The organism is Nocardioides potassii (assembly GCF_021648885.1).
GTDB lineage: Bacteria > Actinomycetota > Actinomycetes > Propionibacteriales > Nocardioidaceae > Nocardioides > Nocardioides potassii.
In genome coordinates this window covers 65,017-81,262 of the sequence record NZ_JAKJHZ010000009.1, presented here as the reverse complement: position 1 = coordinate 81,262, position 16,246 = coordinate 65,017, and the positions used below count along the sequence as shown (strand labels likewise).

The 16,246-nt window shown below is 72.3% G+C and carries 14 protein-coding genes; 6 read left to right on the top strand and 8 right to left on the bottom strand.

Annotation, left to right across the window (positions count from 1 at the left end):
- The first annotated feature begins 47 nt into the window (after positions 1–47).
- Positions 48–1,451, top strand: coding sequence for a dihydrolipoyl dehydrogenase (gene lpdA, locus L2K70_RS14135; RefSeq protein WP_236402820.1), 1,404 nt, complete (start codon positions 48–50; stop codon positions 1,449–1,451).
- A gap of 13 nt (positions 1,452–1,464) precedes the next feature.
- Positions 1,465–2,844: an NAD(P)H-quinone dehydrogenase gene (locus tag L2K70_RS14130; RefSeq protein WP_236402819.1), complete on the top strand. Its 1,380-nt coding sequence runs from the start codon at positions 1,465–1,467 to the stop codon at positions 2,842–2,844.
- On the opposite strand, the gene L2K70_RS14125 is transcribed toward L2K70_RS14130, so the two are convergent.
- Together L2K70_RS14125 and L2K70_RS14120 are read right to left on the bottom strand one after the other, a co-directional pair.
- Positions 2,780–3,691, bottom strand: coding sequence for a DNA-formamidopyrimidine glycosylase family protein (locus L2K70_RS14125; protein WP_236402818.1), 912 nt, complete (start codon positions 3,689–3,691; stop codon positions 2,780–2,782). The genes L2K70_RS14130 and L2K70_RS14125 overlap by 65 nt on opposite strands.
- A gap of 38 nt (positions 3,692–3,729) precedes the next feature.
- Entirely contained in the window at positions 3,730–4,398 is a 669-nt protein-coding gene (locus L2K70_RS14120) for a hypothetical protein (RefSeq protein ID WP_236402817.1), read from the bottom strand.
- An 83-nt stretch (positions 4,399–4,481) separates the two neighbouring features.
- Between L2K70_RS14120 and L2K70_RS14115 the strand changes: the two genes are divergently transcribed.
- From L2K70_RS14115 to L2K70_RS14105, 3 genes are read left to right on the top strand one after another with little or no spacing between them, the layout of a single operon-like run.
- A complete protein-coding gene (locus L2K70_RS14115) occupies positions 4,482–5,720 on the top strand; it encodes a SpoIID/LytB domain-containing protein (RefSeq protein ID WP_236402816.1) in 1,239 nt (412 codons plus the stop codon).
- Complete coding sequence (locus L2K70_RS14110) at positions 5,717–6,637, top strand: SGNH/GDSL hydrolase family protein (RefSeq protein ID WP_236402815.1); 921 nt, start codon at positions 5,717–5,719, stop codon at positions 6,635–6,637. Before L2K70_RS14115 ends, L2K70_RS14110 begins: the two co-directional genes overlap by 4 nt.
- 29 nt (positions 6,638–6,666) lie before the next feature.
- A complete protein-coding gene (locus L2K70_RS14105) occupies positions 6,667–7,062 on the top strand; it encodes an NUDIX domain-containing protein (protein ID WP_236402814.1) in 396 nt (131 codons plus the stop codon).
- Here L2K70_RS14105 and L2K70_RS14100 read toward each other — a convergent pair.
- Together L2K70_RS14100 and L2K70_RS14095 are read right to left on the bottom strand one after the other, a co-directional pair.
- Complete coding sequence (locus L2K70_RS14100) at positions 7,059–10,445, bottom strand: pyruvate carboxylase (protein WP_236402813.1); 3,387 nt, start codon at positions 10,443–10,445, stop codon at positions 7,059–7,061. The genes L2K70_RS14105 and L2K70_RS14100 overlap by 4 nt on opposite strands.
- Positions 10,446–10,511: 66 nt before the next feature.
- A complete protein-coding gene (locus L2K70_RS14095) occupies positions 10,512–11,453 on the bottom strand; it encodes an NAD-dependent epimerase/dehydratase family protein (protein WP_236402812.1) in 942 nt (313 codons plus the stop codon).
- A gap of 131 nt (positions 11,454–11,584) precedes the next feature.
- On the opposite strand from L2K70_RS14095, the gene L2K70_RS14090 reads away from it, so the two are divergent.
- The gene (locus L2K70_RS14090; protein WP_236402811.1) at positions 11,585–12,283 is read left to right on the top strand and encodes a TetR/AcrR family transcriptional regulator; all 699 of its coding nucleotides are present in this window, start codon (positions 11,585–11,587) and stop codon (positions 12,281–12,283) included.
- 6 nt (positions 12,284–12,289) lie between these two features.
- Here L2K70_RS14090 and L2K70_RS14085 read toward each other — a convergent pair whose 3' ends face one another.
- The 4 genes from L2K70_RS14085 to L2K70_RS21725 all read right to left on the bottom strand — a co-directional run bounded on the left by L2K70_RS14085 (position 12,290) and on the right by L2K70_RS21725 (position 16,048).
- Positions 12,290–12,670 carry a DUF6069 family protein gene (locus tag L2K70_RS14085; RefSeq protein WP_236402810.1) on the bottom strand — a complete coding sequence of 127 codons (381 nt, stop codon included), beginning with the start codon at positions 12,668–12,670 and terminating at the stop codon, positions 12,290–12,292.
- Positions 12,667–13,671 carry an RNA polymerase subunit sigma-70 gene (locus L2K70_RS14080; protein WP_236402809.1) on the bottom strand — a complete coding sequence of 335 codons (1,005 nt, stop codon included), beginning with the start codon at positions 13,669–13,671 and terminating at the stop codon, positions 12,667–12,669. The genes L2K70_RS14085 and L2K70_RS14080 overlap by 4 nt, the downstream gene beginning before the upstream one ends.
- A 65-nt stretch (positions 13,672–13,736) precedes the next feature.
- Complete coding sequence (locus tag L2K70_RS14075; RefSeq protein ID WP_236402808.1) at positions 13,737–15,425, bottom strand: FAD-binding dehydrogenase; 1,689 nt, start codon at positions 15,423–15,425, stop codon at positions 13,737–13,739.
- Positions 15,422–16,048: a TetR/AcrR family transcriptional regulator gene (locus L2K70_RS21725; RefSeq protein ID WP_236402807.1), complete on the bottom strand. Its 627-nt coding sequence runs from the start codon at positions 16,046–16,048 to the stop codon at positions 15,422–15,424. The genes L2K70_RS14075 and L2K70_RS21725 overlap by 4 nt, the downstream gene beginning before the upstream one ends.
- Positions 16,049–16,246 lie beyond the last annotated feature (198 nt).

The window sequence follows — 16,246 nt, the reverse complement described above, 5'->3', positions numbered from 1 at the left end:
GCGACCTCGGGTGTGGCGCCTGCACACGCGACAACTAGGCTGGGGCCGTGACCGACACGCACTTCGACACCCTCGTCCTCGGCGCCGGCCCCGGTGGCTACGTCGCCGCGATCCGCGCAGCCCAGCTCGGCCAGAAGGTGGCCGTGGTGGAGGAGAAGTACTGGGGAGGTGTCTGCCTCAACGTCGGCTGCATCCCGTCGAAGGCGCTGCTGAAGAACGCCGAGCTGGCCCACACGCTCCAGCACGAGAAGGCGAAGTTCGGCATCGAGGGCGACGTCACGATGTCGTTCGGCCCGACCCACAAGCGCAGCCGTGACGTGTCCGCCGGCATCGTCAAGGGCGTCCACTTCCTGATGAAGAAGAACAAGATCACCGAGATCGACGGCTGGGGCACCCTCACCAGCGCCAAGGGGATCGACGTCAGGGGCAAGGACGGCGGCACGACGTCGTACTCCTTCGACAACCTGATCATCGCCTCCGGGGCGACCGTCCGCCTGGTGCCGGGCGTCGAGCTCAGCGAGAACGTCGTCACCTACGAGGAGCAGATCCTCACCGACGAGCTGCCGAGCTCGATCGTCATCGGCGGGTCCGGCGCGATCGGTGTCGAGTTCGCCTACGTGATGGCCAACTTCGGGGTCGACGTCACGATCGTGGAGTTCCTCGACCGGATGGTCCCGACCGAGGACCACGACATCTCCAAGGAGCTGCTCAAGCACTACAAGAAGCTCGGCGTGAAGGTGCTGACCTCGACCGCGGTCAAGAGGGTCGAGGACACCGGCTCCGGCGTGAAGGTCACGATCGCGCCCGCTGCCGGTGGCGACGAGCAGGTGCTCGAGGCCGACAAGTTCCTCGCCGCCTTCGGCTTCGCCCCGCGCGTGAAGGGCTTCGGCCTCGAGAACGTCGGCGTCAACGTGTCCGAGCGCGGCGCGATCGAGATCGACGACTACGGCCGCACCAACGTCGACGGCGTCTACGCCATCGGCGACTGCACCGGCAAGATGATGCTCGCCCACGTCGCCGAGGCGATGGGCATCGTCGCGGCCGAGACGATCAACGGCGCCGAGACGATGCCGGTGGACTACGACTTCGTGCCGCGCGCGACCTACTGCATGCCGCAGATCGGGTCCTTCGGCTACAGCGAGGCGCAGGCCAGGGAGAAGGGCTACGACGTCAAGACGGCGACGTTCCCCTTCACCGCCAACGGCAAGGCGATGGGCCTCGGCGAGGCCGTCGGCTTCGTCAAGGTCGTTGCCGACGCCGAGCACAACGAGATCATCGGCGCCCACATGATCGGCCCCGACGTGACCGAGCTGCTCCCGGTGCTGACCCTGGCGCAGAAGTGGGACCTCACCGCCGACGAGGTGGCCCGCAACGTCTTCGCGCACCCGACGCTGGGTGAGGCCGTCAAGGAGGCCGTCCACGGCATCGCCGGCCACATGATCAACCTCTGAGGGGCGCGGCCACATGGCTGACCACATCGTCATCATCGGCGGCGGGCCGGGTGGCTACGAGGCCGCGCACGTCGCGGCCCAGCTCGGCGCCGAGGTGACCGTCGTCGACACCGACGGTGTCGGCGGCTCGGCCGTCCTCACCGACTGCGTGCCGAGCAAGACGCTGATCGCGACGGCCGAGCTGATGGCCGACATGACCACGGCGCAGGAGCTGGGGGTCAACTTCCACGACCACGAGGGCGACGCGGCGACCGCGATCGCCGTCGACCTGGGCCGGGTCAACGCCCGCGTCAAGCAGCTCGCCGCCGACCAGTCGGCCGACATCGCGGCCCGGCTCGACCGCGACGGCGTACGCGTCGTCACCGGTCGCGGCCGCCTCGGGCCGGACCTGACGGTGGAGGTCGGTGACGAGACGCTCCGGGCCGACGCGATCATCGTCGCCACCGGCGCCGCGCCGCGCACGCTGCCCAGCGCGCAGCCCGACGGCGAGCGGATCCTCACCTGGGAGCAGGTCTACGACCTGACCGAGGTGCCGGAGAAGCTCATCGTCGTGGGATCGGGCGTCACCGGCGCCGAGTTCGCCAGCGCCTACCTCTCGCTCGGCATCGACGTCACCCTCGTCAGCAGCCGCGACCGCGTGCTGCCCGGCGAGGACGCGGACGCCTCCGCGGTGCTCGAGGACGTGCTGACCCGGCGCGGGATGAACGTGCTCGGGCAGTCCCGCATGCAGTCGGTGACACGCGACGGCGACACCGTCACGGTGACGCTCACGGACGGTCGTAGGGTCTCGGGCAGCCACTGCATCCTCGCCCTCGGCTCCGTGCCCAACACCGCCGACCTCGGCCTCGAGGCGGCCGGCGTCGCCACCGACGAGGGCGGCTTCATCACCGTCGACCGCGTCTCGCGCACCTCGGCGCGCGGGATCTATGCAGCCGGCGACTGCACGGGTGTGCTGATGCTCGCCTCGGTGGCCGCCATGCAGGGCCGGATCGCGATGTGGCACTTCCTCGGCGACGCGGTCGCGCCGCTCGACCTCAAGAAGGTCTCCTCCAACGTCTTCACCGCACCCGAGATCGCGACGGTCGGCTGGTCCCAGAAGGCCGTCGACGCCGGCGAGATCGATGCCCAGGCCGTGATGCTCCCGCTCGCCGGCAACGCCCGCGCCAAGATGCAGGGTGTCCGCGACGGCTTCGTGAAGCTCTTCTGCCGACCCGGCACGGGCATCGTCGTCGGCGGCGTGGTCGTCGGGCCGCGCGCGTCCGAGCTCATCCACCCGGTGTCGATCGCGGTGGCCGAGTCGCTGACGGCCGACCAGCTCGCCCAGGCGTTCACCGTCTACCCCTCGATGAGCGGCTCGATCGCCGAGGCCGCCCGCCGGCTGCACCGGGTCTGACCCGCGCTCCCGGCACTCCCACCCGGGCCTCCGGACCGGGTCCCGGCTGGCACGCGGGGCACCACCACGTCCGCCGGTTCTGGGCGTCGCCGGGCACCTCGGCCGTCACGCTGATCGGGCCGCGGCACCGCCGGCAGCCCTGCCGCTGCCGGCCGGTCACCCAGTGGTCGTCGCCGCGCACGGGCGAGCCGGTGGTGACCTGGTAGGCGCCGTCGACGGTGGCGGAGTGGTGCAGCATCGTCGCGCCGCGCTCGACGAGGCGCTCGACGTCCACGTCGCCGATCGGGGTCCACGGGCTGACACCGGTGAGGAAGGCGAGCTCGTTGACCCACAGGTTGCCGAACCCGGCGACCGCGCGCTGGTCGAGCAGCGCCGAGACGAACGGGCGCGCCGGGTCGGCCGCGAGGCGTCGTACGGCCTCCGCGGGGTCCCAGTCGTCGCGCAGCGGGTCGGGGCCGAGGTGGCCGACGAGGTCGACCTCGCGGTCGGTCGGCACGAGGTCGAGGTCGTGGAGCCGGATCCCGTGGACCACCCGGTCGTCGTCGAGGGTGAGGAGGAGCCGCACGTGGGGCTGCAGCTTGGCCGGCAGCCGCTTGCCCGGTGCGAGCGTCGACCAGGACCCGTCCATCTTGAGGTGGCTGTGCAGCGTGGCGGCCGGGGAGTCGGCGGTCGCGGAGAACCGGGTCAGCAGGTGCTTGCCGTGGGTGTCGTGACCGAGCACCTCTCGTCCCGAGACGTCGCGGGTGGCGAGGCGGGGCGTGCGGAAGTCGGACCGCGCGACCGTGTGCCCGACGAGCTGGCGGTCGAGACGGCGCGCGAGCTTCCAGACGCTGTCTCCCTCGGGCACGCCTCCAGTGTCACAGGCGGGTGCGACAGCCCTCGTCCTCAGACGCCGAAGCCGCCTCGGTCGGCGCTGCCGCCGAGGGTCTGGTTCAGGTAGGCCTGGGCGAGGTTCTGCTGGCCGTGCACGCCGTGGCCGTTCCCCTTGGCGAGCTGGGCTCCGGCGTCGATCGCGCCCTGCACGCTCCCGGCGAGGTGCCACGGCACCCAGCGGTCGCCGATGCGCACCATCCGCACGAGCGGCTCCTCGCCCGCGGCGAGGCGTCGGGCGTCCGCGGCGCAGATCCCGATCACGCGCGGCGTTCCGCCGGGCGGCGTCCACTCGACGTCCTGCATCGACGGTCCGTGCTGGGGGTCGAAGAAGCACGGCTCGCGGCGCTGGGGCAGCGGCTCGCCGTCTCGGATCGCGAGGACGGCGGCGCGGTGGTAGCGGGCGTCGGCCACGACCTGCTCGACGGCGATGACGTCCTCCGCCGTCTCACTCGCCGCGAGGAGGGCCTTGGCCTGGTCGTAGTGGGTGAGCGCGCGGCGGTAGTGATCGACAGCATCGGGGTCGAGGTCGTCGGCGAGGGTGTCGACGTGGAGCTCGGCGACCTGCTCCCCGAGGGCGGTGACGTCCTCGTCCATCAGCTTGCGCGCCGTGCGCCAACGGTCCTTCGCGGCGAGCTCCTCCTCGCGGCGCCTGCGCCGTCCCCCGAACAGACCCCCGGACATGGAGGAAGTCTGGCACGTCGTTCGGTGAGCGGTTGTACGCTCATGGACTCAGTTCCGCCACGTCTCGGGGGAGATCTCAGACCATGCGCCGTACCCGCCCCACCAGGCTCCTCCTCGCGCTCGTCGCGAGCGTGCTCGCGCTGCCTGTGCTCGCTCCCGGCGGAGCAGTGGCTGCGGAGCCGCGGCGCAAGGCCGAGACCTGGTCGACGCCGGGCAGCGTCGCGATCACGATCACCGGGCACGGCTTCGGGCACGGCAAGGGCCTGTCGCAGTACGGCGCCCTCGGTGCCGCCAAGCAGGGCCTGACCTGGCAGCAGATCGACGAGTTCTACTACCCGGGCACGACCTGGGGCCGGATCGGCGGCAAGATCCGCGTCCTCATCACCGCCGACACCGGCCGGGACGTCCAGGTGACCGCCCAGCCGGGCCTGAAGGTCGGCAGCCTCACGAGGCAGCGGACCTGGCGGCTGCCGGCCAACGCAGCGAGGAAGTGGCGCCTCATCGGTGCCGGGAGCGACACGACCGTCCAGTACACCAAGGGCGGCGGCTGGCGGACGTGGCGCACGGTGCCCGGCGAGGCCGAGTTCGTCTCCGCCACCGGTGTGCTCACCCTCGTCACGCCGGCGGGCCGCCGTGACTACCGCGGCACGCTCCAGTCGGTCGCCCCACGCCAGAGCACCAGGCGCGAGACCGTCAACCGGCTCGGCCTGGAGGCCTACCTCCGCGGCGTCGTCCCGCGTGAGGTTCCTGCGACGTGGGCGCCCGCCGCGGTGAGCGCCCAGTCGGTCGCGGCCCGCACGTACGCCGCCTTCGAGCGCTCGCACCCGCCGGCCCCGCACTACGACCTGTGCGACACCAGCAGCTGCCAGGTCTACGGCGGTGTCGACGACGAGCACCCGGCGGCCACGGCGGCGATCAAGGCCACAGCCAAGCAGGGCCTGTTCTACGGCGGGCGCCCGGCCTTCACGCAGTTCTCCGCCAGCAACGGCGGATACTCTGCGGCCGGCTCCATGCCCTACCTCGTGGCCCAGCCCGACCCGTACGACGGCGTGGCCAACCCGGCGTACTCCACCTGGACCAGGGCGATCGACGACACCCAGATCGAGGCGAAGTGGCCGTCGATCGGCGACCTCACCAGCATCGAGGTGACCACCCGTGACGGCAACGGCGACTGGGGCGGCCGCGTCGTCGACGTCGCCTTCGTCGGGACGACCGGGACGGCGCGCACGGACGGTGACACGGTCCGCGACACGTTCACGCTGCCCTCCGACTGGTTCACCTTCTCGGTCACGCCGCGGCAGAAGGGTCAGCTGAGAGAGTGAGGCCCTCCCTCCTGGTCGCCTCGCTGGCCATCGTCGTGTCCGGCTGCAGCGCCGGTGGGACGAGCGGCGGCGACGCCCTGCCCGACCCGGTCGTCGACACCGAGGTCACCAGCGACATCGACTACGTCGCGATGGGGGACTCGTTCTCCGCCGGTCCGTTCATCGGCACCATGCGCACCGACCCGCAGGGGTGCGCCCGGTCGAAGGACAACTACCCGGCCTTCCTCGCCGACTGGCTCGACGTGGCGAGCTACACCGACGTCACCTGCTCGGCGGCCACGACCGCCGACCTCTACGCGCCGATGACGCTGTTCGACGGCGGCACGGCACCGCCGCAGATCGACGCCGTCTCGTCCGACACGGACCTGGTGACCCTCGGGATCGGCGGCAACGACTTCGCGATCTACGACGGCCTGATCCGCTGCCAGCAGCCCGGCGCAGCCTGCCCGGTCGACCAGCTCGGTGCCGACGCGAGGAAGGTCGCCGGACGCATCGCGCAGGCCGTCCGCCGCATCACGACGATCGCACCCGACGCCGACGTCCTGGTCGTCGGCTACCCGGACATCCTCCCCACCGAGGGCACCTGCAAGGCGATCGGCACGTCGCCCGAGGTGCTCGGTCCGGTCACCGAGGTGGCGGGCCTCCTCAACGCCTCGCTGCGCAGGGGCGCCGAGGCTGCCGGAGCGTCGTACGTCGACATGGAGGCGGTCTCGGGCGGCCACGACGTGTGCGCCAAGGGCCGTGCCTGGGTCAACGGCCCGCGCTTCCGCGCCGGCATCGCGGCACCCTTCCACCCGAAGATCAACGGCATGCGCGCCATCGCGACCGAGGTCTACCGGCAGGTGACGGGTGAGGACCCCGAGGTCACGGAGTACGCCGAGCCGGACCCCGACGTCGTGGTGCTCAACCAGGGCTGACTGTCGGAGCCCCGTGCTGGGATCGGGGCATGGTGAGGGTGGTCGTCGGCGCGCTGGTCGAGGACGGGCGGGTGCTGCTCGTCCATCGCCGGCCCGACAAGCACGCCTTCCCCGACACGTGGGACCTGCCCGGGGGAGTGCGGGAGGATGGCGAGACCGAGCTGGAGGCGCTCGTGCGGGAGCTGCGCGAGGAGCTCGGCGTCGAGGCCGACGTGGACTCGGTGGTGCACCTGTGCCGGGTCGAGGTGACGCCGGTGCGCGCGCCCGTGTCGCTCAGCGCCTGGTTGGTGCACGGCTGGCGGGGCACCCCTGCCAACCTCGCGCCCGAGGAGCACGACGACCTCCGGTGGTCCCGCGCCGACGACCTGCCGCCACTGGCGCACCCCGACGTGCGCGGCGCCCTGGTCCGGGCGGTGCCGGGCTAGCCGATCACCAGCACCAGGTCGCCGCCCTCGACTCCCTGGGTGGAACGGACCGCGACCCGCGAGACGGTGCCGGCGACGGGGGCGGTGATCGAGGCCTCCATCTTCATCGCCTCGATCGTCGCGACGGTCTGACCGGCCTCGACGGTGTCGCCCTCGGCGACCGTCACGGTCACCGCGCCGTCGTACGGCGCCGCGACGTGGCCGCTGTTCTTCGGGTCGGCCTTCTCGGCGGAGGTGACCTCGGCGGACACGCTGCGATCGCGCACCTGCACCGGGCGGAGCTGGCCGTCGATGGTGGCCATCACGTTGCGGAAGCCGCGCTCGTCGGGCTCGCTGATCGCCTCGAGCCCGTAGAGCACGGTCTTGCCCTCGCGCAGCTCCACCGGGTGCTCGCCGCCGCGACGCAGGCCGTAGAGGTAGTCGGTGGTCGGCAGGACGGAGAGGTCGCCGTAGGCCTCGCGCGACTCGACGAACGCCGCGGTCGGGCCGGGGAAGAGCAGCTCGTTGAGCGTCGTACGACGGTCGTCCGCCAAGCCTTGCTGCTGCTCGGGCGTCAGGCTCTCCGTCGGCTGCTTCCAGGTGCGTCCGGCGAGCGCCTTGGTGCGGAACGGCTCGGGCCAGCCGCCCGGCGGGTCGCCGAGCTCGCCGTTGAGGAAGCCGATCACCGAGTCCGGGACGTCGTACGACGCCGGGTCGGCCTCGAACTCCGCCGGGTCGGCGCCCGCGGCGACGAGGGCGAGCGCGAGGTCGCCGACGACCTTCGACGACGGCGTCACCTTGACGACGTTGCCGAGGATGTCGTTGGCGGCGGCGTACATGTCCTCGACCTGCTCGAACTTCTCGCCGAGGCCGAGAGCGATCGCCTGCTGGCGCAGGTTGGACAGCTGGCCGCCGGGGATCTCGTGGCGGTAGACGCGGCCGGTCGGCGAGGGCAGGCCGGACTCGAAGGGCGCGTAGACCCGGCGGGTGGCCTCCCAGTAGGGCTCGAGCGCGTTGACCGCCGCCAGCGACAGACCGGTCTCCCGCTCGGAGTGGTCGGTGGCCGAGACGAGCGCCGACAGGGCGGGCTGGGACGTGGTGCCGGCCATCGACGCGCAGGCCGCGTCGACCGCGTCGACCCCCGCCTCGATCGCCGCGACGAGGGTGGCGAGCTGGCCACCCGGGGTGTCGTGGGTGTGCAGGTGGACGGGGAGGTCGAAGTGCTCGCGCAGCGCGGTGACGAGGGTGCGGGCGGCCGGCGCGCGGAGCAGGCCGGCCATGTCCTTGATCGCCAGCACGTGGGCACCGGCGTCGACGATCTGCTCGGCGAGGCGCAGGTAGTAGTCGAGGGTGTAGAGCCGCTCGTCCGGGGACGACAGGTCGCCGGTGTAGCAGAGCGCGACCTCCGCGACGGACGTGCCGGTGGCACGCACCGCGTCGATCGCCGGGCGCATCTGCGAGACGTCGTTGAGCGCATCGAAGATACGGAAGACGTCGATGCCGGTCTCGGCGGCCTCGTGCACGAAGGCCTCGGTGACCTCCGTCGGGTACGGCGTGTAGCCGACCGTGTTGCGGCCGCGGAGCAGCATCTGGAGGCCGATGTTGGGGATCGCCTCGCGCAGCGCGGCGAGCCGCTCCCAGGGGTCCTCGGCGAGGAACCTCAGCGCGACGTCGTACGTCGCCCCGCCCCAGCACTCGACCGACCACAGCTCGGGCGTGGTGCGCGCGACGTGCTCCGCGACGGCCAGCAGGTCGCGCGAGCGCACTCGGGTGGCGAGCAGCGACTGGTGTGCGTCGCGGAAGGTGGTGTCGGTGACCGCGACCCGGTCCTGGGCGCGCAGGCGCCGGGCGAACTCCTCGGGTCCGACCTCGCGCAGCAGCTGCCGGGTGCCGGCGGGCACGGGCTGCGAGCGGTCCAGCGCGGGCAGCTTGCTCACGGGCGACACGGACACCGGCGCCGCGCCGTGGGGCTGGTTGACGGTGACGTCGGCGAGGTAGGTCAGCAGCCGTGACGCCCGGTCGCCGCCGACCTGGGCCTTGAGGAGCTGCGGGTGGTCCTCGATGAACGACGTGGTGACCCCGCCGGCGGCGAAGTCCGGGTCGGCCAGCACGGACTGGAGGAAGCCCACATTGGTGGAGACGCCGCGGATGCGGAACTCCAGCAGCGCACGGCGGGCCTTCTGCACCGCCGCCTCGAAGGTGCGACCGCGACAGGTGAGCTTGGCGAGCATCGAGTCGAAGTGGGGGCTGATCTCGGCGCCGGCGTAGGTCGTGCCGCCGTCGAGGCGCACCCCCGGTCCACCGGGGGAGCGGTAGGTCGTGATCTTGCCGGTGTCGGGGCGGAAGCCGTTGGCGGGGTCCTCCGTGGTGATCCGGCACTGCAGCGCGAAGCCACGCGGCTGCACGGAGTCCTGGGTGAGCCCGAGGTCGGCGAGGGTCGCGCCCGCGGCGATGAGCATCTGCGACTGCACCAGGTCCACCGCCGTGATCTCCTCGGTCACGGTGTGCTCGACCTGGATCCGCGGGTTCATCTCGATGAAGACGTAGCGGCCGTCGGGGCCGAGCAGGAACTCGACCGTGCCGGCGTTCTTGTAGCCGATCTCGCGCGCGAACCGGACGGCGTCCGCGCACATCCGGTCCCGGATGTCGGTGTCGAGGTTGGGCGCCGGCGCGATCTCGACGACCTTCTGGTGGCGACGCTGCACCGAGCAGTCGCGCTCGTAGAGGTGGATGACCCCACCCTCGGAGCCGGTGCCGTCGGACAGCACCTGCACCTCGATGTGGCGCGGGTCGACCACCGCCTGCTCGATGAAGACGGTGGGGTCACCGAAGGCGCCCTCGGCCTCGCGCATGCAGGTCTCGATCGCCTCGCGCAGCCCCGCACGGTCGTCGACCCGACGCATGCCGCGACCTCCGCCACCGGCGACCGCCTTCACGAAGAGGGGCGCCTCGATCTGCTCGGCCGCGGCCACCAGCTCGTCGACGTCGGTCGACGGCGGCACCGACTGGAGGACCGGTACGCCGGCGGCCTTGGCGGCGGCGATCGCGCGCGCCTTGTTGCCGGTGAGCGTGAGCACCTCGGCGCTCGGGCCGATGAAGGTGATCCCGGCGGCGGCGCAGGCCTCGGCCAGCGCGGGGTTCTCGGACAGGAAGCCGTATCCCGGGTAGACCGCGTCGGCGCCGCAGCGCACGGCGACCTCGACGATCGCCTCGGGGTCGAGGTAGGCGCGCACGGGGTGGCCGACCTCGCCGATCTCGTAGGCCTCCTCGGCCTTCATCCGGTGCTCGGACCAGCGGTCCTCGTGGGGGAAGACGGCCACCGTCCGCGAGCCGATCTCGCGCGCGGCTCGGAGGGCCCGGACTGCGATCTCACCACGGTTGGCGATGAGGACCTTGGAGAACATGGGCCGAACGCTATCGAGGGACGGGTGTGACGTGGGTTACTCGTCCGTACCCCGGGCAGGACGGGGTCAGGCCGCGGCGCTCTCCAGGGCGCGCCACCAGGCGACGGTGGCGGCGAGACCGACCTCGATCGGGGTCGGCGACAGCCCCAGCCGGCGCTCGCTCGCCGACGAGTCGAGGACGAAGGGGTCGGTGAACATGTACGACGTCTCCGCGAGCTCGCGCATCTCCCGCGACACCGCACCGGACGCACGCAGCACCCACGCCGGGATCGACGAGGTGCGCGGCACGGGAACACCGCCTGCCCGGGCGACGAGCTCGACCAGTCGGCGCTGGGTGACCGGCTCCGCGGTCGGGGCGTGGAGGAACGAGTTCCACAGCTCGGGACGGGCCGCCGCCTCGATCATCGCGGCGGCCAGGTCGGGGACGTAGGTGAACGAATGCGGCTGGTCGAGGCTGCCCAGCACTCGCATCGTCCGACCCGCGAGCACCGTGGGGACCATGCGCTCGCCGGCGTGGGCGTTGCGGACCAGCGGGCCGTAGAAGTCCGAGGCGGCAACGCTGACCGTCGGGGTGGACGACTCGTCGCGCAGCGCGAGGAGCTCGGTGCGGACGCCGGGCTTGCCGGTGGTCGCAGCGCGCGGCAGGTCCTCCGTGATGGGTCCGTCGACGGGGCCGTAGGCGTAGAGGCTCTCGGGGAAGACCACCACCGCGCCGACGCGACCGGCGGCCCCGAGCACCGCACGCTCGGCGCGGGGGAGCTCGGCACGCCAGACCCGGGCGTCGTACGCCGACCCGTGGATGCAGTGGTGCACCGCGACCGCCCCGTCGAACGCCTCGGCCAGCGCGTCGGGGCGGGAGACGTCGACGCGACGGCGGTCGACGAGCGGGTGGACGGGGCCGCTGCCCGACCGGGTCAGCAGCCGGACCTGGTGGCCGGCCTCGGCGAGCTGCAGGGCGACGGTCGAGCCGACGGGTCCGGCTCCGGTGACGACGTGGACGGTCTGCATGGTGTTCTCCTCTGTGTGTCGAAGAAGAGAGCGGTGCTCTCGTTTGGCCCATCTTGCATCGATAGCGCGACGAAAGCAAGAGCGGTGCTCTCTTTCGGCATCGTTGCTCACTGATGTGGCACCATGAGGCGATGGAACCGTCCACCCCACGCGCCCGGGCACGCGAGCAGACGATGCGTGACATCGTGCGCATCGGCCGCGAGCACCTCGCCACCGACGGCGCCGCTGCCCTGTCGCTACGGGCGGTCGCCCGTGACCTCGGGCTGGTCTCCTCGGCGGTCTACCGCTATGTCGCGAGCCGCGACGAGCTGCTGACGTTGTTGGTCGTCGACGGCTACGACGAGCTCGGCGACGAGGTCGACCGCGTGCTCGCCCGCGCCGACGCCGACGACTTCCGAGGCCGGATGATGGCGATCGGCCGGGCGACCCGCGCCTGGGCGCTGGCCGAGCCGGCGACGTACGCCCTGCTGTTCGGCAGTCCCGTGCCCGGCTACGAGGCACCGGCCGAGCGCACCACCGGTCCCGGCACGCGGGTCGTCCGACGGCTCGTCGAGGTCTGGGAGGACGCGTGGCGGGCGGGCGCCGTCGACCTCGACGACGCGCCGCTCACGCCGCGTCGGCTCTCCCGCGACCTGGCGCGGCTCCGCCGGGAGATGGGGCTGACCGCGCCCGACAGGCTCATCGCTCGGGGGCTCCTCGCCTGGGCGGCGCTGTTCGGGTGCGTGTCCTTCGAGGTGTTCGGGCAGTACGGCCGCGACACCCTCTCGGACCCCGCCGACCTGTTCGAGCAGCACCTGGCCGCGCTCGTCGAGGCCGTCGGGCTGCGCTGAGCCGCCTCAGCCGCGCGGGTGACGGAGACCCCGCGCCAGCACCGGGACAGCGACCGCGGCCGCGACCAAGTGGAGCGCGACGAGCGTGCCGACCGCGGCGCCGTCGGCTCCCCAGAGGACCGGAGGCACCAGCGAGAGTGCGGTCAGTCCGGCAGCCGTGACGAGGAACCTGTCGGCCGGTCGCGCGCTCCACCGCTGGAAGCCGAGCGCCATCGCGACCCCGACCAGGGTGAACCCCGCAGTCATCACGGCCACGCCGGAGACCGGGATCGTCTCGTCGCTCCCGTCGACCGCGAGGTCGACGCCGGCCGCCCGGGCAACCCCGGCGACGACGGCCGCGGCCCCAGTCGCCCCGGCGACGGCCAGCAGGCCCGTCCGGGGGCTCATCTGCCGGCCTCCGGTCCGTCAGCCTCCAGGCGGCCCGGCAGGCCCAGGGACGGGAACCGGTCGCTGTCGAAGATCGTGACCTCGGTGACCTGCCCGCCGCTGATCCTCAGCACGTCGAGGGTCAGCGGGAGGTACGCGTCCGAGTCGTCCCTCCAGAGGTAGTAGGCGACGGCGGGCTGCCGGTTCGCCGAGGTCGGCACAGGGCGCAGCCCGGTCATCTGCGTGTAGCCGTCGCCGACCCAGTCGGCGATGACCGCGTCGCGCCCGACTGTCAGGCCGTGCGACGGCGGCATGGCGAACCGCACGTCGTCGCGGAGCATGGAGGCGATCGCGTCGATGTCGGTGGCGACGCTCGCCTCGGTGAAGCGTCGTACGAGCTCGCGGTTGTCCGCGTCGTCGTCGCCGCCGGTCCAGTCCTGCCGCTCGGCGGGCAGGTGCTCGCGCATCCCGGCGCGGGCGCGCTGGAGTGCGCTGTTGACCGAGTTCACCGAGTCGCCGAGCAGGTCCGCCACGTCCTTGGCCGGCCAGCCGACGACGTCGCGCAGGATCAGCGCGGCACGAGGGCGGGGGGCGAGGTGCTGCACCGCGACGACGTACGCCAGCTCGATGGTCTCCCGGGCCAGCGCGGCGGTCTCAGGCTCGTCGACGTCGTCGGCCGTGAGCTCGTCGAGCAGCCGGTCGGGGTAGGGCTGCAGCCACAGCACCTCGCCGCCCGTCGCCGGCTCCGGGCGCCGCCTGGCGAGCATGTCCAGACACGCGTTGGTGGCGATCCGGTAGAGCCAGGCGCGGAACGTCGAGCGTCCCTCGAAGGTCTCGCGCCGGCGCCACGCGCGGAGGAAGGTCTCCTGCGCCGCGTCCTCGGCGTCGTCGAACGACCCGAGCATCCGGTAGCAGTGCACGTGCAGCTCGCGCCGGTGCCGCTCGACCAGGGCCGTGAACTCGGCCTCGCCCATCGCTCCCGGGTCGGTCACGTCCGTCTCCCCGCTCATCGTCGCGCTCATCGCCATCCTCCGTCGTGGGGTGTTCGTCTGGAGGTATGACGGCGGGGAGCCGCAGAACTCATCACTCAGCGGGCGAGCGCCCTCCCGACGGCGCGGCCGGAGAAGATGCAGCCGCCGAGGAAGGTGCCCTCGAGCGCGTTGTAGCCGTGGACGCCGCCGCCACCGAAGCCGGCGACCTCGCCCGCGGCGTAGAGACCGGGGACGCGGCTGCCGTCGGCGGCCACGCACTGGCCGTCGAGGTCGGTCTCGAGCCCGCCGAGCGTCTTGCGGGACAGGATGTTGAGGCGTACGGCGATGAGCGGGCCGTGGGCAGGGTCGAGCACCTTGTGCGGCTTGGCGACGCGGATCAGCTTGTCCGTCCGGCTGCGACGCGCGTTGTGGATCACCATCACCTGGACGTCCTTGCTGAACGCGTTGTCGACCTCGCGGTCACGCGCCTCGATCTGGTGGCGCAGCACGGCCGGGTCGAGCTTCGGGCCGCGGGCCAGCTCGTTCATGCCGGCGACCAGCTCGTCGAGGTCGTCGGCCACGACGAAGTCGACGCCGTGCTCCTTGAAGGCCTCGACCGGTCCGGGTGCGCCCTTGGCGAGGCGGCTCTGCGCGAGGAACTTCAGGTCCTTGCCCGTGATGTCGGGGTTCTGCTCGGAGCCGGAGAGCGCGAACTCCTTCTCGATCATCGACTGGGTCAGCACGAACCACGAGTAGTCGTGGCCGGCCGCGAGGATCTGCTTCATCGCGCCGATCGAGTCGGCGCCCGGGACGCCGGACATGCCTTCCAGCCGCTTGCCGGTGGCGTCGAACCACATCGACGACGGGCCGGGCAGGATCCGGATCGCGTGGTCGGGCCAGACCGGGTCCCAGTTGTGGATGCCCTCCACGTAGGCCCACATCCGGTCCTTGTTGACCATCGTGGCACCGGCCGACTCGGCGATGCCCTGCATCCGGCCGTCGACATGGGCGGGCACCCCGGAGATCAGGTGCTCGGGCGCGGGCCCGACGCGGTCGGTCGGCCAGCTGCGGCGCATCAGCTCGTGGTTGTGGCCGATGCCGCCGCTCGTCACGGCGACTGCGGCGGCGCGGTGCTCGAACTCGCCCGCGACGTCACGGCTCGACTTCACGCCCCGTGCGGAGTCGTCGTCGGTCAGCACGGTGCCGCGCACGCCCACGACCGCGCCGCCCTCGACGACCAGCTCGTCGACCTGGTGGCGGAAGGCGAACCGTACGAGCCCAGCGGCCTCGGCGCGCTGCACCGGCTCGGCGAAGATCCGGACGACCTCCGGTCCCGTGCCCCACGTCAGGTGGAAGCGCGGGACCGAGTTGCCGTGACCGGTGGCCCGGCCGTCGCCGCGCTCGGCCCAGCCGACGAACGGCAGCGACCTGAGCCCGAGGTCGTGCAGGTAGGCGCGCTTCTCGCGGTGGGCGAAGTCGACGTACGCCTTTGCCCACTGCTGCGGCCAGAAGTCACCACCGCGACCGGGTCCGTCGGTGCCGTCGCCGAGCCGGTCGAACTGTGCGGAGCCCAGCCAGTCCTGCCAGGCGAGCTCGGGAGAGTCCTTGATGCCCATCCGACGTTGCTCGGGGCTGTCGACGAAGAGCAGGCCGCCCAGCGACCACCACGCCTGGCCGCCGAGGTTGTGGCGGTTCTCCTGGTCCAGGACCAGCACCCGCTTGCCGGCGAGCGCCAGCTCGTGGGTGGCGACGAGGCCGGCCAGACCGGCGCCGACGACGATGACGTCGGGGGTGAAGTCGTTCACGGGTGCTCCTGCGGGTAGTGGCTGACGATCATCTCGGCGAGCAGGCGCAGCGCCCGCTCGACGGTGCGGCCGGGAGCGGCCGCCGGGTCGGGGTCGAGGGCGGAGAAGGCGAGCCCGTCGAGCATGTTGACGACGATGCTGAGCACGGCAGCGAGGTCGTGGTCGCGGAGCCGGTCGCCCCACAGGTCGGCGGCCGCACCGAGCATCTGAGCCTGCAGGGACTCGCGGGCCGGTACGAGGGCCGCGCGGAGGTCGGCGTCGGACCGGGCGGCGACGAGCAGCTCGCGCCAGGTCTGGTTCGCGGGGGAGAGCACGATCGTGCGGAGCCGACCGAGCACGGCAACGACGTCGTCGACGGTGTCGACGTCAGCGCCGGCGGTCGCTCGGAATGCGTCGACGTTGCGCGTCGCGACGTGCTCGGCGGTGGCGACGAGCAGCGCCTGCCGGGTGGGGAAGTGGCGGAACAACGCCCCCTGGCTGACGCCCGCCTCCGCGCAGACGGCGGCCGTCGACGTGGCGGCGTACCCCCGCTCGGCGAGGCAGCGCACGGTGCCGTCGAGCAGCGCGGCGATCGTGCCCTCACGGCGTTCGGCCTGGGTGCGGCGCTCGCGGGTGGTGGTCACACCCGCCACAATCACATAAAAAGTGAGCGCTCGCTATCTATGTGAGCGAGGTCATGAGCGGTGGTGGAGTCACCTTCTGCTGGTCTGGAATGTGGCCTCACCACCGCTGGCCGGCGTGTCGGGCCTCGACACGACGCGAGCGGTGGCCCACCCACATGATCCGTCTGCGGAATGTGGGTGGACCACCGCTCGGCGGAG

Excerpts from the sequence above, each read along its gene's own strand:
- L2K70_RS14080 (WP_236402809.1), bottom strand. The coding sequence starts at position 13,671 with ATGAGCGCGACGATGAGCGGGGAGACGGACGTGACCGACCCGGGAGCG.
- L2K70_RS14120 (WP_236402817.1), bottom strand. The coding sequence starts at position 4,398 with ATGTCCGGGGGTCTGTTCGGGGGACGGCGCAGGCGCCGCGAGGAGGAG.
- L2K70_RS14090 (WP_236402811.1), top strand. The coding sequence starts at position 11,585 with ATGGAACCGTCCACCCCACGCGCCCGGGCACGCGAGCAGACGATGCGT.
- L2K70_RS14130 (WP_236402819.1), top strand. The coding sequence starts at position 1,465 with ATGGCTGACCACATCGTCATCATCGGCGGCGGGCCGGGTGGCTACGAG.
- L2K70_RS14105 (WP_236402814.1), top strand. The coding sequence starts at position 6,667 with ATGGTGAGGGTGGTCGTCGGCGCGCTGGTCGAGGACGGGCGGGTGCTG.
- L2K70_RS14095 (WP_236402812.1), bottom strand. The coding sequence starts at position 11,453 with ATGCAGACCGTCCACGTCGTCACCGGAGCCGGACCCGTCGGCTCGACC.
- L2K70_RS14085 (WP_236402810.1), bottom strand. The coding sequence starts at position 12,670 with ATGAGCCCCCGGACGGGCCTGCTGGCCGTCGCCGGGGCGACTGGGGCC.
- L2K70_RS14100 (WP_236402813.1), bottom strand. The coding sequence starts at position 10,445 with ATGTTCTCCAAGGTCCTCATCGCCAACCGTGGTGAGATCGCAGTCCGG.
- L2K70_RS14115 (WP_236402816.1), top strand. The coding sequence starts at position 4,482 with ATGCGCCGTACCCGCCCCACCAGGCTCCTCCTCGCGCTCGTCGCGAGC.